This window comes from Parasedimentitalea huanghaiensis (assembly GCF_009753675.1).
GTDB lineage: Bacteria > Pseudomonadota > Alphaproteobacteria > Rhodobacterales > Rhodobacteraceae > Parasedimentitalea > Parasedimentitalea huanghaiensis.
The window spans coordinates 422,600-446,778 of record NZ_WQLV01000001.1 but is presented as its reverse complement, the minus strand read 5'-3'; the positions used below and the strand labels follow the sequence as shown (position 1 = coordinate 446,778).

23 protein-coding genes and 1 tRNA gene are annotated in these 24,179 nt (G+C 50.3%); 15 read left to right on the top strand and 9 right to left on the bottom strand.

All coding sequences use genetic code 11. The features are described 5' to 3' along the window. The first annotated feature begins 77 nt into the window (after positions 1–77). Together GO984_RS02025 and GO984_RS02020 are read left to right on the top strand one after the other, a co-directional pair. Complete coding sequence (locus GO984_RS02025; RefSeq protein WP_157020898.1) at positions 78–398, top strand: hypothetical protein; 321 nt, start codon at positions 78–80, stop codon at positions 396–398. A 45-nt stretch (positions 399–443) separates the two neighbouring features. After that, positions 444–917, top strand: coding sequence for a potassium channel family protein (locus GO984_RS02020; protein WP_245230962.1), 474 nt, complete (start codon positions 444–446; stop codon positions 915–917). Here the strand turns inward: GO984_RS02020 and cls are convergent. Continuing rightward, positions 914–2,332 carry a cardiolipin synthase gene (gene cls, locus GO984_RS02015; RefSeq protein WP_157020896.1) on the bottom strand — a complete coding sequence of 473 codons (1,419 nt, stop codon included), beginning with the start codon at positions 2,330–2,332 and terminating at the stop codon, positions 914–916. The two genes, GO984_RS02020 and cls, sit on opposite strands and share 4 nt — an antisense overlap. A 335-nt stretch (positions 2,333–2,667) precedes the next feature. On the opposite strand from cls, the gene GO984_RS02010 reads away from it, so the two are divergent. Next, the gene (locus tag GO984_RS02010; protein WP_157020895.1) at positions 2,668–3,573 is read left to right on the top strand and encodes a YihY/virulence factor BrkB family protein; all 906 of its coding nucleotides are present in this window, start codon (positions 2,668–2,670) and stop codon (positions 3,571–3,573) included. 167 nt (positions 3,574–3,740) lie between these two features. Further along, positions 3,741–3,929: a hypothetical protein gene (locus GO984_RS02005; RefSeq protein ID WP_157020894.1), complete on the top strand. Its 189-nt coding sequence runs from the start codon at positions 3,741–3,743 to the stop codon at positions 3,927–3,929. A 19-nt stretch (positions 3,930–3,948) separates the two neighbouring features. Here the strand turns inward: GO984_RS02005 and GO984_RS02000 are convergent, their stop codons facing one another. From GO984_RS02000 to GO984_RS01990, 3 genes are all read right to left on the bottom strand, one after another. Next, positions 3,949–4,665 carry an RlmE family RNA methyltransferase gene (locus GO984_RS02000; protein WP_157021200.1) on the bottom strand — a complete coding sequence of 239 codons (717 nt, stop codon included), beginning with the start codon at positions 4,663–4,665 and terminating at the stop codon, positions 3,949–3,951. 99 nt (positions 4,666–4,764) lie between these two features. Beyond that, entirely contained in the window at positions 4,765–5,427 is a 663-nt protein-coding gene (locus GO984_RS01995) for a winged helix-turn-helix transcriptional regulator (RefSeq protein WP_157020893.1), read from the bottom strand. 370 nt (positions 5,428–5,797) lie between these two features. Then, complete coding sequence (locus GO984_RS01990; RefSeq protein ID WP_157020892.1) at positions 5,798–6,910, bottom strand: Ppx/GppA phosphatase family protein; 1,113 nt, start codon at positions 6,908–6,910, stop codon at positions 5,798–5,800. Between the two features lie 289 nt (positions 6,911–7,199). On the opposite strand from GO984_RS01990, the gene GO984_RS01985 reads away from it, so the two are divergent. From GO984_RS01985 to GO984_RS01960, 6 genes are all read left to right on the top strand, one after another. Continuing rightward, positions 7,200–7,496, top strand: a complete 297-nt coding sequence (locus GO984_RS01985) for a virulence factor (protein ID WP_157020891.1) — start codon at positions 7,200–7,202, stop codon at positions 7,494–7,496. 26 nt (positions 7,497–7,522) lie between these two features. Next, complete coding sequence (locus tag GO984_RS01980) at positions 7,523–8,449, top strand: methylenetetrahydrofolate reductase (RefSeq protein WP_157020890.1); 927 nt, start codon at positions 7,523–7,525, stop codon at positions 8,447–8,449. A gap of 9 nt (positions 8,450–8,458) precedes the next feature. Further along, positions 8,459–9,511 carry a dihydropteroate synthase gene (locus tag GO984_RS01975; RefSeq protein ID WP_157020889.1) on the top strand — a complete coding sequence of 351 codons (1,053 nt, stop codon included), beginning with the start codon at positions 8,459–8,461 and terminating at the stop codon, positions 9,509–9,511. 188 nt (positions 9,512–9,699) lie between these two features. After that, positions 9,700–11,889, top strand: coding sequence for a thiamine pyrophosphate-dependent enzyme (locus tag GO984_RS01970; protein ID WP_157020888.1), 2,190 nt, complete (start codon positions 9,700–9,702; stop codon positions 11,887–11,889). Further along, positions 11,886–12,920, top strand: a complete 1,035-nt coding sequence (locus GO984_RS01965; RefSeq protein ID WP_157020887.1) for an ACP S-malonyltransferase — start codon at positions 11,886–11,888, stop codon at positions 12,918–12,920. Before GO984_RS01970 ends, GO984_RS01965 begins: the two co-directional genes overlap by 4 nt. 260 nt (positions 12,921–13,180) lie before the next feature. After that, positions 13,181–13,495, top strand: a complete 315-nt coding sequence (locus tag GO984_RS01960) for a DUF3307 domain-containing protein (RefSeq protein WP_157020886.1) — start codon at positions 13,181–13,183, stop codon at positions 13,493–13,495. 90 nt (positions 13,496–13,585) lie between these two features. Here the strand turns inward: GO984_RS01960 and GO984_RS01955 are convergent. After that, positions 13,586–13,662 (bottom strand) — tRNA-Arg (locus GO984_RS01955). A 171-nt stretch (positions 13,663–13,833) separates the two neighbouring features. Beyond that, a complete protein-coding gene (gene mepK / locus GO984_RS01950) occupies positions 13,834–14,403 on the bottom strand; it encodes a peptidoglycan L,D-endopeptidase MepK (RefSeq protein ID WP_138165015.1) in 570 nt (189 codons plus the stop codon). A 361-nt stretch (positions 14,404–14,764) separates the two neighbouring features. Here mepK and GO984_RS01945 point away from each other — a divergent pair, with 361 nt between their 5' ends. From GO984_RS01945 to GO984_RS01930, 4 genes are read left to right on the top strand one after another with little or no spacing between them, the layout of a single operon-like run. Further along, positions 14,765–16,387, top strand: a complete 1,623-nt coding sequence (locus GO984_RS01945) for a L,D-transpeptidase family protein (RefSeq protein WP_157021199.1) — start codon at positions 14,765–14,767, stop codon at positions 16,385–16,387. A 39-nt stretch (positions 16,388–16,426) separates the two neighbouring features. After that, positions 16,427–17,500, top strand: a complete 1,074-nt coding sequence (locus GO984_RS01940; RefSeq protein WP_157020885.1) for a UDP-3-O-(3-hydroxymyristoyl)glucosamine N-acyltransferase — start codon at positions 16,427–16,429, stop codon at positions 17,498–17,500. A gap of 48 nt (positions 17,501–17,548) precedes the next feature. Next, positions 17,549–17,803: an acyl carrier protein gene (locus GO984_RS01935; RefSeq protein WP_157020884.1), complete on the top strand. Its 255-nt coding sequence runs from the start codon at positions 17,549–17,551 to the stop codon at positions 17,801–17,803. A gap of 28 nt (positions 17,804–17,831) precedes the next feature. Then, entirely contained in the window at positions 17,832–19,040 is a 1,209-nt protein-coding gene (locus GO984_RS01930) for a beta-ketoacyl-[acyl-carrier-protein] synthase family protein (protein ID WP_157020883.1), read from the top strand. A 70-nt stretch (positions 19,041–19,110) separates the two neighbouring features. On the opposite strand, the gene GO984_RS01925 is transcribed toward GO984_RS01930, so the two are convergent. Continuing rightward, positions 19,111–19,740 carry an invasion associated locus B family protein gene (locus GO984_RS01925; RefSeq protein WP_157020882.1) on the bottom strand — a complete coding sequence of 210 codons (630 nt, stop codon included), beginning with the start codon at positions 19,738–19,740 and terminating at the stop codon, positions 19,111–19,113. Between the two features lie 473 nt (positions 19,741–20,213). Here GO984_RS01925 and GO984_RS01920 point away from each other — a divergent pair, with 473 nt between their 5' ends. Then, entirely contained in the window at positions 20,214–21,755 is a 1,542-nt protein-coding gene (locus tag GO984_RS01920; RefSeq protein WP_157020881.1) for a helicase HerA-like domain-containing protein, read from the top strand. A gap of 93 nt (positions 21,756–21,848) precedes the next feature. Here GO984_RS01920 and GO984_RS01915 read toward each other — a convergent pair whose 3' ends face one another. Next, positions 21,849–23,171, bottom strand: a complete 1,323-nt coding sequence (locus tag GO984_RS01915; protein ID WP_157020880.1) for a branched-chain amino acid ABC transporter permease — start codon at positions 23,169–23,171, stop codon at positions 21,849–21,851. After that, positions 23,168–24,178: a branched-chain amino acid ABC transporter permease gene (locus GO984_RS01910; protein ID WP_157020879.1), complete on the bottom strand. Its 1,011-nt coding sequence runs from the start codon at positions 24,176–24,178 to the stop codon at positions 23,168–23,170. Before GO984_RS01910 ends, GO984_RS01915 begins: the two co-directional genes overlap by 4 nt. Between the last annotated feature and the right edge of the window lies 1 nt (position 24,179).

Here is a 24,179-nt window from a genome sequence, read left to right as displayed (position 1 = left end):
GTGGTTTGGAGAACTGAATTGACGTTGCCCTAGCTCAAGGAGACAACAGGGCATCTCTGAGCGAAGGTGAACATCACATGAGTAAATTTGGCTGGTTCGTGGGACCTGCTTGTATCGTATTTGCGCTTGCAGCGCCGGCACGTGCAAATTTGATGAAAGATGTCTGCGCTAAACGGGCGGAAAACTACAGTGGCTACAAGCCTCGTGGGCTGACCATCGGAGACCACCGTGGACGTTTGAGATTATCCGGTTCAGTTTCGCTTGGGGTTTCTACGTCAACTGGTGGTGACATTGATACAAAACCTTCCAATAGCAGTGAAAGTGCAGAAGATCGAAAACTAGATGCAAAAGTAGATCTATATTGGAGAGTGTTTGACGATTGCATGAAATCGCAATAGTCCAATATAGTGGCCCCGGAAAACGGAGGCAGGCTGACTACTATTATGTATTTAAAACCAAAGGGATACAAGATGTCGCTTCTACAGCAGTTACTTTGGGGCAGTCTTGTTCTGATACTATGTTTGATTTTGGAAACTGCCATTTTGCTGCGGTGTGCCAATGCTTTGCGAAACATGTCCAGTCGGTTCGGTAAGTTGTTTATGCCTTGGCACACGACGGTTCTGATATCAGTGGCCCTGTCATACATCCTATTTGCGCACACATTGCAGGTGTGGATTTGGTCGTCTGGCTTTGTTCTTTCAGGGGCGTTGCCAGATTGGAATACAGCGATTTATTTCTCTTTGGTGACTTACACAACTGTTGGGTATGGCGATGTTGTTGTAGGGCCCGATTTGCGTATTTTTGCTGCTTTTGGAGCTGTAACAGGGTTGCTCGGATTTGGCATTAGTACAGCTTTTCTAGTGGGGGCGCTGGGAAAAGTTTTTGTTTTTACACATGAAGATAGAAATGGTAATTAAAGTACCGGCGAAAACAATCTTGCAACGGGGGCTCCAATCCGGATCAAGAATTTTTGCTGATCCAGAGTTTGCGTAAGCTCAACCGAATGCAAGAAGTCCTGCTCAAGCATCGTCTCCACCTTTTGTGCAGCCCCGTTGTCGAAGAAGAATACCATAGCTTCAAAGTTTAAGCGAAACGAACGGTTGTCCAGGTTGGTTGTACCTATACCAGCAATACTATCGTCAACCAGAATGACTTTTTGGTGCATGAAACCATGGTTGTAACGAAGTATCTTAACTCCAGCGTGACGAAGGTCGTCGAAGTAGGAGTATGCTGCTAACCAGGGGGCATAGTGGTCGATACTGTTCGGCAAAAGGATCCTCACATCTATACCCTGTAGTGCTGCGTGCTTCAGTGCGGCAACAACATCTAAATCAGGAACGAAATAGGGCGAGGCAAGCCAGACTCGTCTTCTGGCAGCTGAAATCGCTGAGAAAAACATCATTGACCCAGTTTCGGTAGTGTTGTCCCCAGGACCGGTCGCGATTATGAGTGCGGAAAGATCTTGACTTGCATGTTCAGCGTCCCAAGTTAGCAAATCCAACAGTGGCTCTTCTGTTAGCCAATGCCAGTCTTCGGCAAAGACCAGCTGCAACTGCAAGACTACTGGACCGGTCAAGCGGACATGGGTATCTCGCCAGTGGCCAATTTTTGCACTTTTCCCTAGGTATTCATCACCTACATTCAGACCACCAATAAATCCAATCTGTCCATCTGCGATCACCGTTTTGCGATGATTGCGAAAATTTAACAGAAATCGGTGTTTTGGTCCTCGTCTGGTTGTCGGATCCACAAGGTTTACTCCCGCAGCTCCTAACGCAGCAAAATAGCTCCGGGGCAGTGCATGGCTGCCCACCGCATCTGTTATGAACCAGACAGCCACTCCACGGTGGGCTGCTGCAATCATATGGTCCCGTAATTGCTTACCCAAGTCGTCGTCACGAACGATATAGAATTGTACCAACACATATTCCTGTGCGGTGTCCATGGCTTGAAAAATAGTGTCAAACACCTCCGGTCCGTCTATCAGCAGCTCAAATCCATTCCCTCGACATATCGGCAGCCCGGCTACGGCTTGGAACGGGGCAGGGTTGACTGTAATCTTTTCCGGAATCGCGATGTGGTTCTGCGGGAAACTTTTGATTTTGCGCACCACGCGTTCAGATTGCAGTCTCGTTGCGCGATAGTTTTTGAAGCGATGGTGGCCGAAGAACAAATAGGCGGGCAAAGCGACAATGGGCAGGGCCAGCAAGAAAACGACCCATCCCATAGCGCCCTGTGGTGTTCTGGCGGTGCGGGCTGCACTTAGGGCAGATATGCCTGCTGCAGTCCACATGATTAGCACGATGAGTGAGCTAAGAGTTACCGATAACATAGATTCTGTCCCAACTAGATTTTTTGGTCACAGCCACACGTATGGCCACATGGGGTTGTTCCTGTCTCAATCGATTTATCACGCCCTACACCTTGACCGCGCGATCAGGTGTTTACCCCATTTGAGGTCTCCCTTTAGCGTTAGACCGAGCTGCTCATGTTCATAAAGCTCCAGACTTAGCATACTGATCAATAGCGATTTCAATCAGACAGATTTTCAAGGGGATACTATACAAAGTTGTTGCATACCTGTTGCGCGTAAGACCTAATTGCCCAAAGGGCTTAGCTGCAACCAGGAGTACTTGCCCCCGAATTTCCAACGATGAGACAGGCCCAATGCCGCTGACTTTTGTTCAAGCCTTGCCACCCGCGCTGGTGGCTGCTGCTAAGCGTTTTAACCGAAAACAAGGTTGGGTGCTTAGCAGCCATATTGCAATGTCGATGATGTTGGCCTTGTTCCCATTCGTCCTGTTCACCGTTGCACTTGCTGGCGCAATTACCGGAGCGTTGTCACAGGATGTGCAGCTGGATGATATGCTGGATCTGTTGTTTGGCGCATGGCCACAGGCCGTAGCAGAACCGATTGTAAGGGAATTGTACGCTGTCCTGGCAGCATCTAATTCGAAGCTGATGACTTTTGGCGGAGTTCTGGCCTTGTATTTTGCCTCAAATGGCGTTGATGCGGTAAGATTGGCCATGGTTCAAGCCTATCGCGATAGCGATACACGGCCATTCTGGAAAAGCAGATTGTTGTGTTTGATGTTTGTCATTCTCGGTGGTGCTGGAATTATGGCAGTTGCATTTTTCGAATTTCTTTTGCCATTGTTTGTGTTGAATTTGTCTGAGTATTTTCCCCAGGTATCTATCTCTCTGGGATGGGAGACCGGGGTGAATGGGGTGTTGGTCGCGCTTATACCCTTGTTTGCGGTGTTGGGTTGTCATGTTTGGTTGCCTGGGCACCTACATAGTCTTGTACAGATATTGCCCGGCGCAGTTTTGACAGTGTTTTTGTGGTGGGGTGCCAGTTGGGGTTTTTCGGTCTATGTCGGAGGTTTCGCCCGGTATTCAGCGACATATGCTGGCTTAGCTGGTGCGATGGCCGCACTGATGTTTCTTTACTTGAATGCGGCGATATTAATCTTTGGCGCTGAATTTAACGGCGCGTTGATCCGCATTTTTGATGAAGAAGATCAAGGCGTGAACTCAAGCAAGGATCTGGATTCTAGCAGCTGTGATAATTGATGGGGGAAGAACAAGAGCCGCAATGCAATCGGTGATTTTCTCCTTCGTAACTATGGTTCTTGACGAAAAGTGGCCAAATTGCCTTATTTCGGCCATTTGCCCGGCTTAGTTGTTAGCTAGCCATTAACCATAGCAAGGATCGTTTGGTGACCGGTTAGAGGGTTTCGATGACAAAATTGGGTAAAAAAATTCGCCACTCGCAACTGTTTGAAATGCTGCGTCAGAAAAATGCGTCAGACCAGGTCAATCGACGGCTACAAGTCTCTCGCCGTAGTGCGGGCGAGGGCGAAGACACGCTGATGCTGCGCACTATGGCTGAGCGATCGCTAGTGGTACCGTCAAACGGGCGTGTTTAGGGGCTTGGTTTGGTTGACATCAGCCTCTAAAGCCCATTGCAACAACGAATTTCTCTGAACTGTCGGAGCGAGACGCAGGTGGCTTCATGTTCATCACTTTCGTGAATTTTTGCTTTAGGAGTTTTTGAAGCTCACCTTCGGCACCGCCGGCAAGAACTTTGGCGACAAAAGTACCACCTTCTTCAAGAACATCGAATGAGAAATAAGCTGCGGCTTCGCAAAGAGATATGATCCTTAAGTGGTCAGTCTGTTTATGTCCACAACTGGCCGCAGCCATATCTGACATCACCACATCTGCCTTACTACCGAGCCATTCTTTAACCTGAACGTCAGCACCATCATCCATGAAGTCGAGCTGATACAATTCTGCACCGGCCAAGCTCTCCATTTCTTGAAGGTCGACGCCCAAAATTGTGCCGACTGCCTTGCCCTTTTTTTCGCCCAGAGCATTGATGCGTTTGACTGCAACCTGGCACCAGCCTCCAGGCGCACATCCCAGATCGACGACACGAGCGCCAGGGACCAAAAAGCGGTATTTATCATCGACTTCCATGATTTTGTAGGCAGCACGCCCGCGGTAGCCTTCGAGCTTGGCGCGCTTAACATATGGGTCATTCAACTGTCGCTGCAGCCAGCGGCTCGAACTCAGTGTGCGGCCGCGTGCGGTTTTGACCTTTACCTTAAGGTCGCGTTGACCGCGTCCAGAGGTATTTTTGCCAGTTGGTGTTTTAGCCATCACATAGATCCGTTTCATTCCGCCAGTCGGTTCAGAACTTGGAACCATCAGCGTGTTTCATGCCGATTTAGGGTAACACGAGCCAAAGGAAAAGGGGCATTAACCCTTCAATTGCTCAAGCGCTGCGGTCATCAGTGCCATAAACTCGAATTCCTTGCCTTTAGTGTGAACCATGAATTCACATTCTTCAGCAGCAAATTTTTCAAAAGTGATCTTCCCTTCGGTCAAAGCCACCATCGCATCGTACGAAGTTTTTAGCTCCAGGTCAGCGTTCATCGCTGCTTGGTAAGTCAATGTTGCTTGACCCGATCTGGCGATGAGCAAAAAAACTTCTCCATCAACCAATATGGATACTTCTAAGTGAGTATTTGTAGTGACCGCGCGCTGACAGGCGGTGCTTAACGTGACAGCAAGTGTTCGTAGATTGCCGGGGCGAGAGACCTCACCTTGCGGCGGAAACTGCCTGCCAAACTGCGCTAGCTCAAACAATAGGCTGCTTGTGCGCCTTCCGGTTTGAGTAAGTTGATACAGAACTGCACCATGCTTTTCTCGATTTTTTTCGATCAGACCATCGCTTGTCATTTTGGCCAGGCGGTCGGTCAACAGGTTCGCAGCAATTCCAGTTAACCCCTTTTGTAGTTCTGTAAACCGTCCTGGGCCAGCGTGGAGGTCGCGCAAAATTAGTAAAGTCCATCGATCGCCAACGCGGTCCAATGCGCGGGCAATTGGGCAACCTAATTTATAAGTCCGAGCTTTTGCCATTCGGCATTCCCCCAAAACTACCCGCTTTATAAAATAGAGCGGGTAGTTAGGTTTTTAAAGCAAAGCGCCGAAAAAGTCACCACTCTTGTGCTCTCTTTTGGGCTTAGAGCTTCGTATCGTTGACGTTGTAATTTTTCAGGAGTGTGTGGGCTAAGTGTGCAGCGAGTTTTGCGCAGAAATGGAGAGGGCGGAACGATGATAATTGGAATGGCTGGTAAGACGCGATACGAGGATAGAGCCTGCAATCAAAGCTATTTGACTGTACTTACGGAGCCATATGACTCAAAGTACTTGACCATATGCATTTGAATTCGAAACAAAATTTGTCGTGGTGTGGAAGCGATATCTACGAATTCGAAGCGTTGAAATCTTAAAACGGACCATCGTCCAGAACACCTGCCGCGCTCATCTGGGCATAAAGTAAACCTTCTCGTAAGCCGCGGTCCGCAACAGACAGACGATCAGTTGGCCAGCACCGCAACAAGGCTTGCAGGATGGCTGACCCAGACATGATTAGGGCCTGTCGGTCTTCGCCAATGCGTGGATCCTGACGTCGTCCTGTGGGTCCTAGATCCAGGTAGCCCCGGATAACTTTGTCAATCTGGTCACTGGTCATCCGCAATCCGTCTACCTTGGTGCGGTCGTATCGTTTTAGCCCGAGATGTGAGGCGGCAACAGTTGTAACTGTGCCAGACGTACCCACAATTTGAAACCCAGCCCGAGCTTGCACATCCTTATAAGGAGCAAAATCAGCCAGATTTTCCTCGAAAAACCAGCTCATCAGCGCAAAGCGCGCGCCGTCGTCTTCTACATCGTTAAACTGATCTCGAAGGGTGGCCACACCTAGCGGAACCGAGATCCAGTCAACAACTTTGGCCGCAGGGAACAGGCTGTCGGTTGTCCGGAACCCATTGTGTAGGCGCATAATGGCAGCAGACCGGTCGCGACGAGGAACCGATGAAATATCAATCCACACTAATTCGGTTGACCCGCCACCAATATCAACCACCAACAACTGTTCCGTTTGGGTCGAAACCAGTGGTGCGCAAGAGATAACAGCGAGTCGTGCTTCTTCTTCGGGCTGAATGATTTCCAATGTCAGCCCGGTCTCGCGCCGAACTTGACGAATGAACTCTCGCGAGTTTTTAGCCCGGCGGCAGGCTTCTGTGGCAACCAGCCGCATGTGGGTGACGCGGTTTCGTTTCAGTTTCTGTTGGCAGATGCGCAGCGCTTGAACGGTACGCGCCATTGAAGACCGTGACAATCGCCCGGTCCGCTCCAACCCGGTGCCGAGCTGCACCGATTTGGAGAAACTGTCCACTACATGAAAGCCGCTGCCCTTGGGTTGGGCAATCAGCATCCGGCAGCTATTTGTACCCAGATCCAACGCTGCATACAGCGCATCAGGATTGGGTCGGGCTGGCACAGGTGGCTCTACCGCCTTGGGGAACGCGCCCGTACCATTAGAACGCTTGGGCGCCATGAGTCACGCCCTCCGATTATCGTGTTACATCCGACAATAGGTGCGCAGGCAGGCACACGCAAGACGCTGTGACGCTCTGTCTGACATCTGCTTGAACTCGCTCCCGTCAAATTCATAAAGCAGATGAAAATTATGAGGGTGCGGGGTTGTAGCCTTCAACGAAGCAAAATTGTAATTTCCTGATATTGAAAACGTCGCTCAGAACCCCCGGTTTGTCGAAATTCGACCTACGCGCTTCCCATAGGCGCACTAAACCAAAGGTATCAGAGCTATCTGGAAGGAAGCAGCAATGCCTGAGGTCACCATCGTTTACTGGCGCGATATTCCGGCGCAGGTTATTGTCGGAAAGGGTCGTCGTGGCTCTAAGCGCCAATTGGAGGAACGGTTCGAGCAAGCGATCGACCGCGCAGCCATGAAGGTGAACGCAAAAGACGCCGATGCCTACCTGGCAGAATGGCGCAAAGCGGCCTCCTATACTGTAGAAGGTGATGCAGCCGAAATTGTTGTTTCCGAAGCCGAACGGCTCGAGGCTGAATATGATCAGGATCTTCTTAAGACGCTGATTCAGAACGACGGATGGGCCTAGGCTCGACACGACTATGGGAGGCCGTGATGGCTTTGTTGAACTTTAAAAAACGTGACGCCGCTGGTGTTCAGCCCGTCAACCCTCAGGTTGAAGCATTTTTGCAGGGGTATTCGATTGAGGTGATGCCGCGCACCGCATCTAAGATCGAGGATTTTCGCGATCTGTTGCCCGAAGACACCCGAGTCTATGTCGCCCATATCGAAGGCACCCCAATTGAAGACATGATTGCGACAGCCAAGAAATTGAATGATCAGGGTTTCCCTGTGATGCCTCATTTTCCGGCCCGTATCATTCAAGATCATGCGATGCTTGCTGACTGGATCGCACGGTACCAGGGTGAAGCAGACGTCAAACAAGCCCTGTTGCTTGCTGGTGGCGTCAAAGATCCACATGGAGATTTTGAAAGCTCGATGCAATTGCTGGAAACTGGGCTGTTCGATAAGGCCGGATTTAGAAGCTTGCATGTTGCGGGTCACCCAGAGGGAAATCGGGATATCGATCCCGATGGATCTGACAAGAACGTCGTAGAAGCTCTTAAATGGAAACAGAAGTTCTCTGAACGAACCGACGCTAAAATGGCGCTTGCAACGCAGTTTGCATTTGAGGCCGATCCAATTATTGAATGGGCTGATGCGTTAAGTGATGCAGGCATTGATATCCCTATCCATATTGGTATTGCTGGACCGGCCAAGCTTCAGACGTTGATTAAATTTGCCATTGCCTGTGGTGTCGGACCTTCGTTGAAGGTACTCCAGAAACGTGCAATGGATGTAACCAAGTTGCTGCTGCCATATGAACCAACAGATGTGATTACTAAGTTGGCGGCGCACAAAGCTGCAAACCCAGATTTCAACATCACCAATGTGCATTTCTTCCCGTTGGGCGGGATCAAAACCAATGCCAATTGGGCGATCAACAATGGCGGCGCTTCGGCGAAGCCGGTCAACTCCTAAGGATCAATAATGACCCGTACCGTCGTAGAATCAAAAACAAAAACCGCAACGCTGGGCTTTGATGAGCCGTTCTGCGTCATTGGTGAACGTATCAACCCCACGGGGCGAAAAAAATTGGCGGCCGAGTTGGAAGCGGGGGATTTTTCAACTGTTGAGAAAGACGCTTTGGCACAGGTTTTGGCCGGTGCTAACATTCTGGATATCAACGCTGGCGTTGTCTACAACTCGAACCCAAACCCAAACGAGACTGAGCCACCGCTTATGGCTAAGATCGTTAATATGGTTCAGGGCTTGGTCGATATACCATTGTGTATTGATAGTTCCGTTCCAGGTGCGCTTGAGGCTGGACTTGCAGCTGCTGAGGGGCGACCACTTCTTAACTCAGTCACCGGTGAAGAAGATCGGTTGGAATTGGTGCTACCACTTGTCAAAAAATACAATGTTCCGGTGGTAGCAATCTCTAACGATGATACAGGTATTTCCGAAGATCCCGACGTTCGTTTTGCAGTAGCCAAAAAGATCGTCGAACGCGCCGCTGACTTTGGTATCCCAGCACATGACATCGTCGTTGACCCATTGGTTATGCCGATTGGCGCAATGGGAACCGCTGGCCTGCAGGTATTTGCATTGGTGCGTCGACTACGTGAAGAGCTCGGCGTAAATACCACATGTGGCGCATCAAACATCTCGTTTGGTCTGCCTAATCGGCATGGTATCAACAATGCCTTTTTGCCGATGGCCATGGGGGCGGGCATGACCAGTGCCATTATGAACCCTGTTGCCTTGCCTGTTACACAGAAGAAGATTGCTGAGAAAAAGGCAATTGTAGAAGCTGCTGGCATCATCCTACCTGAAGGCATGGAAGACGAAGCTTTTGTTACCATGTTTGGCCTTGGGTCGACCAAAGCACGTTCAGGAAGCGAAATGGAGGCGATACGTGCCGCCAACTTCCTGACCAACAATGATCCACATGGTGGAGAGTGGATCAGATCTAACAAAGCTCCAGAAGCCGAAGGCGAGGGGCGTGGCCGTCGTGGCGGTGGGCGTCGCCGTCGCGGGTAACATGGGAATGCAAACATGAATTTGGCCGGTCATGCTTTTGGCCGGCCTTTTTTGTCGGCCTGGGCGAGCTTGTTTGGTGACTCGCTGTTATTCGCTTTACTCATACTTTCACGATTTTATTTCATTGGATTTTCGGCCTAGGTTGACCGATACGCAGTAGCGGAGTTGACCCGAATTGAGGATTTCAAATGGATCGCGCTCAGATTGTTGATAGTAGTTTTCGCCACCGGGTGGGGGCAAATGATTTACCCGAAGGTCATCCACCATCGGCTTCACTGACAGCCCCTGAAGCAGTCGCTATTTACCGCGCGCAATGTGTTAGTCGGGCGCTGGACTTAACCAGTCGGAAAATGCAGAAAAACGGGCAGGGGTTCTATACGATTGGATCTAGCGGCCATGAGGGTATGGCGGCGGTGGCACATGCCTTACGCCCCAGCGATATGGCGTTTCTTCATTATCGCGACGCCGCATTTCAGGTCGCCCGCGCGGGGCAGGTTCCCGGTCAAACTATCGCATGGGATATGTTGCTTTCCTTTGCCTGTTCCAGCGATGATCCCACATCAGGCGGGCGTCACAAGGTGTTGGGTTCAAAAGACCTTATGATCCCGCCGCAAACGTCAACCATTGCCAGCCATCTTCCCAAAGCCTTGGGCGTAGCCTACTCAATTGGGACTGCGCGTCGTCATCCTCCCGAGCATCAGAAACTGCCGGACGATTCAATTATTATGTGCTCTTTCGGTGATGCATCTGCCAACCACTCTACTGCTCAAGGGGCAATCAATACAGCTGGCTGGACATCTGTACAGTCGGTGCCGCTGCCGCTACTATTTGTCTGTGAAGATAATGGGATTGGGATATCCACCAAAACCCCGATGGGCTGGATAGAAGCCTCGATGGCGCACCGTCCTGGTATCAAATACTTTAAGGCGAACGGCCTTGATTTATTTGAAACACATTGCGTCGCGGCCCAAGCTGCTGACTATGTACGTTGTCATCGTAAACCCGCCTTTTTGCATCTTAGCACCGTTCGGCTCTATGGACATGCGGGGGCAGACGTGCCGACAACGTATCTTAGCAAAGCTGAAGTGGAGGCGGATGAGGCAAATGATCCTCTGTTGCACTCGGTCCGTTTATTACGCGATTCCAATTCGTTATCGCCACAACTTTCACTAAAAATTTATCAGGAAACACTTGCGCGTGTGGAGCGCATTGCCGCAGAAGTTGTCGAGCGACCACATTTGAAAACAGCTTCGGAGGTGGCGCGTAGTTTAGTCCCACCAGTACGCTCTTGCAAAACAATTAACGGTCCAAGTAATGACATGCGTGCGGCTGTCTTTGGCACCGATTTGAAAGCACTTGCTGATCCGCAGCCAATGAGCCGATTGATTAATTGGGCGCTTACCGATCTCATGTTGGAGCACCCTGACGTGGTGATGATGGGGGAAGACGTTGGCCGTAAAGGTGGCGTTTATGGGGTCACTCAGAAACTGCACAACAGGTTTGGCCCGGACCGTGTTATCGATACGCTTTTGGATGAACAGTCCATTCTTGGGTTAGCTATAGGAATGGGGCACAATGGTTTTGTTCCAATCCCAGAAATCCAATTTTTAGCATACCTTCACAATGCTGAGGACCAAATTCGGGGCGAAGCAGCTACTTTACCATTTTTCTCGGACGGTCAGTTTACAAATCCTATGGTGCTTCGGATTGCTGGACTGGGCTATCAAAAGGGCTTCGGCGGCCATTTTCACAATGACAATTCGCTGGCGGTTCTACGCGATATTCCGGGGCTAGTTATTGCTTGTCCTTCCGATGGGGCCGAGGCCGCGATGATGTTGAGGGAATGCGTTCGGCTGGCACGACAAGAACAACGGGTCGTGGTGTTCGTAGAACCGATCGCACTTTATCCGATGCGTGATCTGCATTCGGCCAAAGATGGGGGGTGGATGCAAACCTATCCTCCAGTTGGCCAAAGTATTGTGTTGGGAGAGGTCGGTATTCATGGCGACGGCCATGATCTGGCTATCGTCACGTACGGAAATGGGCGGTACCTGTCGACCCAAGCACGGGTGGAGTTGGAGGCTAAGGGATACAACGTTCGTATACTTGATATGCGATGGCTCGCGCCTTTACCTGCTGAGGCGCTTTTGGCAGCCGCAAAAGGGTGTAAACGCGTTCTGATCGTCGATGAATGCCGCAGTACAGGCAGCCAATCAGAGGCATTGATGACATTGTTTTCCGAACATACGGCGATAAAAACGGCCCGCCATGCTGCCGGTGATTGCTTCATTGCCACGGGGCCAGCCTATGCTGCCAGCCTGCCGTCAAAAGAAAGCATAACCAAAGCAGCCCTTGATTTACTCGGAGATGTACGATGACACGTACCGCAGTTCTAATTTGTCCCGGACGTGGTACATATAACAAAACTGAGCTGGGCTATCTCAATCGCTATCACGCTGATAAGGCTGAACTACTTACGGGTTTTGACCAGTTGCGAGGTCTTGCAGGACAGGATTCAGTCACCGAAATCGACAGTGCCGCCAAATTTTCAATGGCTAAATATTCACGAGGTGATGTCGCTTCGCCGTTGATCTATGCAAGTGCTGTTGCTGATGCACAATCATTAGCGGATGATATCGAAGTTGTGGCAGTTACTGGCAACTCAATGGGATGGTACATCGCGCTAGCTGTTGCTGGTGCGCTTTCTTTAAACGATGGATTCCATGTGGTGAATACCATGGGCACGCTGATGCAACAGCACCTTATTGGGGGGCAGTTGGTTTATCCAATTGTGGACGAAAACTGGCTACCTCAACCACAAATGAAGAATGAGCTACTGGCTCTAATAGCAAGAATTAATAGAGAAAATGGACGGACCCTTTTGCTATCAATTGATTTGGGGGGCATGTTGGTCTTGGCCGGTAATGAGGCCGGATTGCAAGGTTTTGAACAGTCTGTACCTGTCCTGCAGGAGCGGTTTCCAATGCGACTGCCAAATCATGCAGCGTTTCATACACATCTGCAGAACCCCGTTGCAGAATTAGGTCGTCAACTACTGCCAGAAAGCATGTTTGGTCAGCCTAATGTTGCGTTGATTGATGGACGTGGCCATACGTGGTGGCCAGGGGCCTGTAATACGCAGGCTTTGTGGGATTACACTTTAGGACAACAAGTTGTGCAACCCTACAATTTCACCCTTGCAGTTCGGGCTGCTGCTCAGGAATTTGCTCCCGATCTCTTTATTGTCACAGGACCGGGCACGACTTTAGGCGGTGCTGTTGCGCAATCGTTGGTCTTGGGGGGGTGGCAGAACATGGTGTCAAAAAATGACTTCAAATCAGGCCAGGCCGAAAAACCGATGTTAATATCAATGGGAGATCCAGAACAACGTAACTGGGTGACATCTTGAGCCACTAGTGAGCGATTCCATCTGGTAAGTTTTTATAAGTCGCCTCAATTTCCCCGTGGAATAAGGGGCGCGCGACGGCCATTTTCTGGAGCACTCGTCATAATCCGACACTGGCAAACCGTGTTGACGTGAGTATTGAACATTTTGTCAGCGTACTCGCAAGCGGCCTGCGTCAAAGTGAACAAGGTTACAGAGATAGAACGTTGGCTTTGCTACGTTAGAAGCCTCTACGCACCAATATTTCAAAACTTGAGGTGAATATGGAAGTTCTGGCGCTGTTGATTTTTGCTCACGCGATGGCAGACTATCCTTTGCAAGGTGACTTTCTTGCTCGTGCAAAAAACCATACATCCCCGATATGCGGCGTTCCATGGTACCATGCATTAGCTGCTCACTGCACAATACACGCAGGATTTGTAGGCATCATCACGGGTTCACTTGCGTTAGGGATTGCAGAATTCTTCATCCATGCAGCTACAGACTATGCCAAGTGTTCTGGACGGATTTCCTACAACACTGATCAAGCAATACATGTAGGTTGTAAAATATGTTGGGCTGTTTTGGTTGTCGCTTAAACAAAAAGCTGTCGTCAGTTCGATTGATCCGGCCAATACGTCAGAATCCACAAATCAAGATCGTCCAGATTAGTTGATATCTGAAAGAAATGGCGCACCTGAGAGGATTCGAACCTCTGGCCTCTGCCTTCGGAGGGCAGCGCTCTATCCAGCTGAGCTACAGGTGCTTATTTCAACGGCGGTATAGCTGCGGAAACTATCAGCCGCAATGGCTAATTGTGAGTCGATGCCTATCAAACCTAGCATTGTTAGAAGTTACAGAAGCTCTGCAAACTAAATGTAAAAACCCGCAAACATTGCGCTTGCGGGTGCGTAGCATGGCCAGAATCATTTCTGGCTTAGCCATTCCAACTGCGGACGTTGCCGCAATCCATATGTACGAAATTGGAGCGGCGATATTTTCCGACTCCTCCAGCCTTACAAGCCTGAGCGGCCTGTGCCATCTGATGGACTGAACGTGAAGCAAGTCGCAAGTCCGCAGCTTCGCCACGCATATGCAATGAGTTCTTAGCAACACCACGAGACCGGCGACGCAACATAGCGTTGGTCTGCGGGCTGCGATAACCCGAAAGCATCATATAGGGTTCGTTTACATCAAGGAGGTTGTGCGATGCGGCCATAATATCGATCGTACGGGGGTCAATTTCTTTGACCAGATCGTTTCGCCAATCCCGCATGAAGTGGTTGATCTCTTTCATTGAATCTTTGATGTACTTGCCATCGATCCAATAGATCATGTCGATCCGCTCACCTGTTCGGCCTGAATACATTCGAATTCGCCGAATGTCGCCTGCACCGCGCAGAAAACCTGCTGCCTTTGAGAAAGTTGGAGTTGCAACAAGAGTGGTTGCCGCAAAAGCACCCAGCAAGCTGCGTCGGGTGATACCCGAAGAATTGGTTTCTACCATAGTTACTGCGCCGTCCCGTACGCTATTCCTGCCTGCGCTCGATGTTACGAGCGCTGTTTTCATCCATCCCCGGATGTAACATGTATGCCATAGGTCGATTCGTGTGCCAAGAAAGGATTGTCGCAACTTGTATCTATCTAGGATTTTCGGCGAATTTTTGCGCAAATTATGATGTTAACCAGACTTTTTTCCCCTTCATTCAACTTCTAGGATCCTACGTTGAGACCACACAGCATCAGATAGGAATTCCAATCCAAACTGATGCAAATGTGAATGGACTTCTCCCCCTAGTATTTACCAAAGTTTCATATAGGCAGTGCCTTAAATCGATCTGTGAGCTGTTCAAGGACTTTATAATATGATGTGTATTCCCCGCGCTGAACTGGCGGCTAAACTAAAAGCAGGTGCTTTTGCTCTGGTCCTTGGTGGGCTGGCTGCGGGGACTGGTGTCGCACCTGCGTATGCGCAGGTTACCGCGTTCAAACAAGCAATTGCCGAGGCTGCTTCGGTCGACGATGCCGTGGCAGCGTTTTACCGTGAGAACAATTATCAGCCGATTTGGACCGGGGCCGACACAGAGGGCCAAGCACGTCGCGCAGCATTGCTAGAAGCACTTGGTAATGTGTCAGTACATGGCTTGCCAGACCGTTCTGTCGAAGTTGCCCGTCTGACTGAACAGATGAAAAATGCGCGAACGACTCGCGACGTTGGACTGGTCGAGGTCGCATTAAGCCGTGCACTGGTGGACTATGCTCGCGACGTTCAAACGGGACTTCTAGTCCCATCGCAGATTGACGATGGGATGGTGCGCGAAAAGCCGAGTGTTGACGGGACAACATATTTGGTCGGCATGCGGGATGAGCAACCGATGTCCTTTATTCGCTCTCTTACACCTGCTTCGCCTCAGTACCGTGCTTTAATGAAAGAAAAACTGCGCCTCGAAGCTTTGCTACAGCAGGGCGGCTGGGGGCCCACTGTTCCAAACCGCAAACTGGAACCAGGCCAAAGCGGCGCGGATGTTGTTGCTCTTCGCGACAGGTTGATTGTCATGGGGTATCTGCAACGTAGTGCTACCAGAGATTACGATTTGGCGATGGAAAGTGCTGTTCAGCAATTTCAGTCAGATCATGGGTTGGAAGTTGACGGTGTCGCAGGAAAAGGCACGGTAGCGGAAATCAACAAATCCGTTCTGACCCGTTTGAAATCTGTGATTGTCGCGATGGAGCGTGAACGTTGGTTGCCGACTGACCGGGGTGAACGCCATGTCCTAGTCAACCAAACGGACTTTACGGCCAAAATTATTGACCACGGCAACGTCACATTTGAAACCCGTTCGGTGATTGGAAAGAACCAAGGTGATCGCCGCTCCCCTGAATTCTCTGATGTAATGGAGCATATGGTGATTAACCCGAGCTGGTATGTGCCGCGCTCGATTGTAACCAAAGAGTACCTTCCTCAGCTCAAACAGAACCCAAATGCAGCTGGCCACATGGAAATCACTGACAGCCGAGGTCGTAGAGTTGACCGCAGTGCGGTAGACTTTACGCAGTTTACTACAAGAAGCTTCCCTTTTGCGATGCGTCAGCCACCGAGCAGTCGAAATGCGTTGGGGCTGGTCAAATTCATGTTTCCGAACAAGTACAATATTTATCTTCATGACACTCCGGCTAAAAACCTGTTCTCGCGTGAAGTACGCGCCTATTCACATGGCTGTATCCGCTTGCAGCAACCCTTTGATTTTGCTTATGCATTGCTTGCACGTCAAACCGAAGACCCCAAGGCGTTTTTCCATCGCGTTCTGAACAGCGGTAAAGAGACAAAAGTGGAGCTTGATAAAAAGGTTCCTGTTCACATCATTTACCGGACTGCAGTTGTGTCGGCTAAAGGTCGGGCTGAATACCGCCGTGATGTTTATGGTCGTGATGCAAAAGTTTGGAATGCGCTTGAACGGGCAGGGGTGGTGTTAAGCGGCGTTCAGGGGTAATCCTCAGGCCCAATACCAAATCGCCGGGAAGGGCCTGAAATGTATACCATTCGCCAGATAGCAGAGGCCCTGGGCTCAGAAGCACAGGGCGATCTGGATTTGATGATCTCCGGTGCTGCCGAGCCTAAGGATGCGGGGCCAAAAGACCTTGCGATGGCAATGTCTCCTAAATACGGTGACGCACTGGGGCAAGGATCAGCATTGGCGGCGCTTCTTTGGCCTGAAGCAGATTGGCAGTCGATGGGGCTCCGTGCAGCGATTTTTGCCCCTCGTCCACGTATGGCAATGGCAGGAGTGACTGCGACACTGGACCTGGGGCAGGGTTTTGGCGGCGGCATTCATCCAACCGCTGTTATTGATCCCGCTGCGATCTTGGCCAGCGATGTGAGTGTTGGGCCGTTATCCATCATCAGCGCAGGCGCCAAGATCGGCGCTGGAACTGTGATTGGCCCACATTGCTTTGTCGGAGTTGATGTGGTGATCGGCGAGGCTGGTTTTCTGCGTGAGATGGTGTCGATAGGGGCAAGAGCGACGATCGGAGATCAGTTTATAGCACAACCTGGTGCCCGTGTTGGTAGCGACGGATTTTCGTTTGTGACACCTGAAACCTCAGCGGTTGAAAATGTTCGAAAATCTTTGGCGGATCAAGGGGACGCCGAAGCGCAGACTTGGTTGAGAATACATTCGTTAGGTGCGGTAACTATCGGTGATAACGTAGAAATTGGAGCCAATTGCACTATTGATAATGGAACAATTCGTAATACTGTTATCGGAGATGGTAGCAAGCTCGATAATCAAGTTCACATCGGGCACAACACTCGTGTCGGAAATGACTGCCTGATCTGTGGTCAGACCGGAGTATCTGGATCGGTAGATATTGGAGACAACGTGGTGCTAGCCGGACAGTGCGGTGTGAACGACAATATCTTTATTGGCAATGGGGTTGTTGCTGGCGGCGGGACCAAAATTATCTCAAATGTTCCAGCTGGTAGGGTGATAATGGGGTACCCGGCTGTTAAAATGGACACACATACCGAAATGTATAAATCACAGAGACGGTTACCACGCATTATGCGCGATATAGATGCGCTGAAAAAGGCTGTTTTCAAATAGCAGGCAAGCGGCTAATTCATCATTATCGCAATCGATCAGAGAACAGATATGAGCATACAGAAAAAGGTTTTTGCCATCATCGCCGAGCAAGCAGTTCTAGAACCCTCTGATGTCTCGCTTATCAGCACGTTGGACGAACTTGGAATTGACAGTATGGGGGTGGTTGAATGCATCTTCGCAATCGAAGAAGAGTTTGACATTACCGTGCCGTTTAATGCCAATGAGCCCGCGAAAAGCGACTTCGATATTACCAACGTTGGATCTATCGTGGCTGGCATAGAAGAACTGATTTCTAATAAATAACAACGAGTTGTGAGCAGGGGCTACTTTCATGAAACGCGTTGTCATCACTGGGGCCGGTACGATAAATGCGTTAGGGCATTCGGTTTCAGCCACCCTGAAAGCAATGAGCGAAGGCCAGTGTGGTATTGGCGCACTTGAGTTTCGAGACGTCGACCGTTTGATGATTAAGATCGGTGGTCAGGTCCGCGGATTTGAAACAGAGGGCCGGTTCAACCGGCAGCAGATGAGCCTTTATGACCGGTTCACTCAATTCACCCTAATCGCTGCGAATGAAGCGATTGAGCAGTCAGGCCTTGAATTTACTGGTGAGCTTGCCGCCAAATCCGGTGTTGTGCTGGGTACGGCTGGCGGCGGCGTTTCGACCTGGGATGACAACTACCGCTCAGTTTATGAAGATGGAAAGAACCGGGTGCATCCCTTTGTTGTGCCAAAGCTAATGAACAATGCCGCGGCCAGCCATGTTTCGATGCAGTACAACCTGAAAGGTCCAAGTTTCACTGTTTCAACGGCATGCGCGTCTTCCAACCACGCTATGGCACAAGCCTTTCAAATGGTTCGTACAGGTATGGCACCTGCAATGGTCACCGGCGGCTCTGAATCCATGTTGTGTTTTGGCGGGGTCAAAGCCTGGGAGGGTTTGCGCGTGATGTCAAAAGATGCCTGCCGCCCATTTAGCGCTAATCGCAACGGAATGGTCCAAGGTGAAGGTGCAGGAATTTTTGTGTTCGAAGACTTTGATCATGCTCGTTCACGTGGGGCTAATATTTTGTGCGAAGTGATTGGGTTTGCAATGTCATCGGACGCTGCTGATATCGTAATGCCAAGCAAACAAGGCGCGGCAAGAGCCATTTCTGGGGCGTTGACAGACGCCGGCATAAACACTGACGACGTTGGCTATATTAATGCCCACGGAACAGGCACGGCCGCGAATGACAAAACAGAATGCGCTGCGGTTGCGGATGTATTTGGGCCGCATGCAGATCAGTTGATGATTTCGTCTACCAAATCAATGCACGGTCACCTGATCGGTGGTACTGGCGCCGTAGAATTGTTGGCCTGTATAATGGCTCTTCGAGATGGCGTGATTGCACCAACAATTGGCTATCAGGAACCTGACCCAGAATGTGCTCTTGATGTGGTTCCGAACGAGGCCCGCGAGGTAGAGGTCAAGGTTGCTCTTAGTAATGCTTTTGCATTTGGTGGCCTGAACGCTGTGCTGGCGCTTCGACAAATCTGATCAACCGTCATAGTAAAAACCGCTACTCAGGACTGAGCAGCGGTTTTTTTAAGACATTTGTGAGGTGTGTTTACTGCTGAACAACGTCAACGATATTGTAGCCGGCGGTAAAACCTTTCAGCGACATTTTCATTTCGATGATTTGATCAGGTGCTGGTGCTGGTCGAAGCGACAAAATCGCTTCGCCGCCCTTCTTTAAGGCCGTGATGTCTGATTGGGTTAGCCCAATCTGCGCGACACAACCTAACGGGCTACAAAAGGAATAATTATAGCGCTTGCCGGGTGCACCATCGATTGAGATTGTCAATGCCGCAGGCAACAAGGTCTCCAGTGGGACAATAACCGTGGCTGCTGCTACGGCTTGCCCACCTTGCTGTCCAAGCCGGAACATTGAAAACTCGGCCATAGGGTTGTCGTTGGAATCTTTTAGAATTTGCAATAATGAACAGGGGTCTGTTTCTTCTTCAGTCCGGACACAAGCGAGATCCCAATCACCAAATTTCTCTTTAGAATAGCGATCCCCAATCTGAGGGCCATCATCAACGGGTTCGCCAAGATCGAGCCCCTGATCTGCAGCGGTTTCTGGTTGGGTTGCCTCAGTGTCTGCGGTGGTAGCAGCGGTGCTGCCTTCCTGTGCCGCCAGCGGGGCTGTGAGCGCAAGAATCGCTAACAATGAAAGCGGGGTCAGGGAATTGAACATGAAGGCCTCTTTTTTTCTGGACGTCCGCATAGGCTGTACCATGGGGTTAAAGCAGTGTCAGGCTTTTATCCGTCGCTTCGGCGAGGAATTGCATGCTGATGCTTCTATGAAGTGAACATGTTGGAACCAAAATTAAAAAAGGGAACCATTACAGCTCCCTTTCTATTTTTTCTCCCCGTCGGACTGGCCGACTTATTTATTGGTTGTGACGTTACGAAAGGGGCAGCGTTCGGTCAACAGCTAGGTTCAAAAAAAGTAGATGAGTTTTAAAACCGCTGAATTTTGTGCGAAATACGCTCTGTTTGCCCAATGTGCAAAAAAAAATGACCGTGCCATAAGGCACGGTCCAGTCTGACAGGGAGGAATGCCCGCCAAACCCACCAAGATGGCAGCAGCGGACAATTGTTACTTTCGCACACAATGGTTAACTTTATGTGCAATAGCAAAAGAGCGGATTTGAGCGGGGATCGAGTATGGAACAGACGGTATTTGTAGGTGGAGGAGGGGCCAGCTATGGCGTCAAACAGGGCTTAACTCTGAAATACGCAAATCGGCATGGTTTGGTCGCCGGGGCGACCGGAACAGGCAAAACGGTGACTCTACAGATATTGGCCGAAGGGCTTTCAAACGCAGGCGTTCCGGTAATTCTCTCTGATGTTAAAGGGGATCTTTCTGGGCTGGCGAAACCAGGAACCGCGTCTCACAAATTGCACCAAGCGTTTTCATCGCGTGCAGAAACTATTGGCTTTGATCATTTCTCCTATCATGCCTGTCCAGTAACCTTCTGGGATTTGTTTGGTGAGCAGGGCCATCCGGTCCGCACAACGATTGCGGAAATGGGGCCATTGTTGTTGGCCCGACTGCTTGAGTTGAGTGAAGCGCAGGAGGGGATCTTAAACATCGCTTTTAGATTGTCAGACAGCGAAGGCCTGCCGCTACTTGATCTCAAGGATTTGCAGGCGTTGCTGGTTTGGATTGGTGAGAACCGCGGTGAACTTTCTTTGCGGTACGGAAACGTCTCCACGGCCTCAATCGGAGCCATTCAGCGACGGTTGCTGGTGTTGGAGAATCAAGGGGGCGACAAGTTATTTGGTGAACCGGCTCTAGATCTCGCGGATCTGATGCGCTGCGATGAAACCGGCAAGGGTGTGGTCAACATCTTAGCTGCAGACAAGTTAATGGCCTCGCCGGGTCTCTATTCTACCTTTCTATTATGGCTGCTGAGCGAATTGTTTGAAGAATTGCCTGAGGTTGGTGACCCAGACAAACCAAAGCTGGTATTCTTTTTTGACGAAGCACACCTGTTGTTTGACGACGCGCCCAAGGCCCTGGTCGACAAGGTTGAGCAGGTTGCGCGGTTGATCCGTTCCAAGGGGGTCGGGATTTACTTTATTACCCAAAATCCAGTTGATGTCCCCGAAGATATTCTAGGCCAGCTTGGGAACCGAATTCAGCACGCTTTACGTGCCTTCACTGCGCGGGATCGCAAAAACCTGAAGCTTGCAGCCGAAACCTACCGTGAGAATCCTCGTTTTTCGACGGAAGAGGCAATCCGAGAAGTTGGTGTTGGTGAAGCCGTGACTTCTATGTTGATGAAAAAGGGCATTCCCGGCATTGTCGAACGTACGCTGATCCGTCCACCCAGTTCTCAACTTGGGCCAATTAGCGTAAAAGAGCGCGAAGAAATCATGCGGCAATCCGATATGGCGGGTAAGTATGACAGCACGTTGGATCGGCGCTCCGCGTATGAAATTCTATCAAAACGCGCGCAGGCTGCGGCAACCGAAGCAGAGGTCGTTGAAGAAGAATCGCAGGAACTGCCCGTTAGGGAACGTGAATACCAATCCGCACGGCGTTTTAGTGGAAACCGGGTCAGCAGATCCTCGTCGCGTATGAACCGATCACGAGATACCTTTGGTTCTGCGATGAGCGAAGCCGTGATCAAGGAGCTGAAGGGCACCACGGGCCGCCGTCTTGTCCGTGGAATTCTGGGAAGCTTGTTTAAAGGACGTTGAATGTGAGGGCTCTAGGTTGAATGAAGCCCGCGCTTAGTACCAAAGTTCGCAGTAAAAAGAAACGCCGCCCCAAATTACCGGGGCGGCGCATTTTTATTTCTCAGGGATCAATCCGCGTGGGCTGAACCTGAGGACAAGTAATAATATCAAACCCATAGTGAACAATCGCATATGAGCGGTGCTGTCCAACAGATGAAGTTTCAGTGCACTGTCGTCAGCTAACCCATAGGTGACAAAGTTGATCAACCCAGCGCCCATTGGTTCGACCTTGATCCAGAAGAACCAAATAAAGATACCGCCCAGTACCGCACCAAAGTTATTGCCCGATCCCCCAACAACAACCATCACCCAGATTAAGAAGGTGAACCGCAGAGGATTGTAGGTGCCAGGTGTTAACTGGCCATCCAGTGTGGTCATCATCGCACCGGCAACGCCACAGATGGCAGAGCCCAATACAAAGATCTGCAAATGCCGACGGGTAACGTTTTTACCCATTGCTTCGGCAGCAACTTCGTTGTCACGGATTGCACGCATCATCCGGCCCCAAGGGCTTTTTAAACCCATCTGAGCCATCCACAACAACGCCAACAACACCACTGTAAACAACAGAGAATAGGTGATCTTAACGTAGAGGGTCGATGCAACTACCGGATCCAGACCGAGTGAAGCCGCTGTGTCCAGAAAACCGGGATCTTCCTGCAGAACAATTTCTTTGCGCATCGGGCGAGGTAGGCCAACAACATTTTTGACCCCACGCGACAGCCAGTCCTCGTTCTTCATGATCGCAATAATAATCTCAGCAATGCCAAGGGTAGCAATCGCAAGATAATCAGAGCGTAACCCCAGTGCGGTTTTACCAATCAACCAAGCGGCACCCGCTGCAAGTAGACCACCGGCAGGCCAAGCCAGTAAGACTGGCAAACCAAGCCCGCCAAGACTGCCATACAGCGCTGGATTGATGGCCTCGACACCAGATACGGCAGGATCAAAAACAGCTCTATAGGCAAAGAAACCGGCGATCAAAAGCGCTGTAAGAGCGAGAACTCTCGGCTTTCCTTTTGTCATATTCTTGGTGATGAATACAGCAGCTACAACGGTAAGTGCGCCAAGAATTAGGGCCATGATGATGCCAATACCGCCCTGGCTCCACGCACCCGGCGTTGGAGAGGAAGAGACCAGTACAACGGCAAGCCCACCAAGAGCAGTAAAGCCCATGATGCCGACGTTGAATAACCCGGCAAATCCCCATTGGAGATTTACGCCCAGGGCCATGATTGCTGAGACAAGCCCCATATTCAGGATTCCAAGTGCTGAGTTCCAAGAACCCGCGAAAATGCCAAAGCTGGTGGTACCATCCAAGATGATCAGCACCCCGACGAAGGCAAACATAAGGGAGTGTTTTACAGTCTCGCTCATACCGATTTTCCTTTGAAGAGGCCGGTGGGCTTGAACAGAAGGACGATCAAAAGGATCACGAAAGAGACGGCAAATTTGTAATCCGTACTCAATAGTTGCACCAATCCGTCAGGTTCCAAATTTTCTGGCATCAGGTACCGGAGGATCTTCTTCCAGGCATAAGTGATTGAAACCTCAGAGAACGCGATGACAAAACCGCCAGCGATGGCTCCGATCGGGTTCCCCAATCCACCTACAATTGCCGCTGCAAAGATGGGCAGTAGCAATTGGAAATAGGTGAAAGGTTTGAAGGATTTATCCAATCCATACAATACGCCAGCGATCGTTGCCAAGCCTGCGACGATCATCCAAGTGTACATCACAACGCGTTCTGGGTTGATGCCAGACAGCAGCGCCAGATCTTCGTTGTCGGAGTAGGCACGCATGGATTTACCAGTGCGAGTGCGGTTCAGGAACCAAAACAAGGCCGCTACAACCACAACAGCAGTAATGATGGTAATGCCTTGGCTGGTTTTAAACGCTAGTCCTTCACGAAGACCGGTCATTGCTTTGAAATCACGTGCCGAAACGATGAAACGTTCACCATCTGAGAACCGTTGATCACCTGGGCCAATGATAAAACGCACCAAACCGTTCATCATGAACATCACACCAAGAGACACCATGACAAAAATCACTGGTTTGGCTTTTTGCTCGCGGTAGAACCGATAGACGACCCGGTCAGTGAATAACATCAGTGCCATACAGCCCAGAATACCAAATGGTAGAGCAAGTAGGGCGGTCGGCAGTGGACCAAGATTGATCCCCATAGATTGCAACCACCAAGTGATCAGAATGGTTACCATGGTACCAAAGGCCATTGTATCGCCGTGTGCAAAGTTTGAGAACCGCAACACGGCGTAAATCATGGTAACCCCCAGCGCACCAAGCGCCAACTGGCTGCCATAGGCGACCGCAGGGATCATCACATAGTTAGTAAGCGCCACTAGGGCGTTGAGCAGATCCATT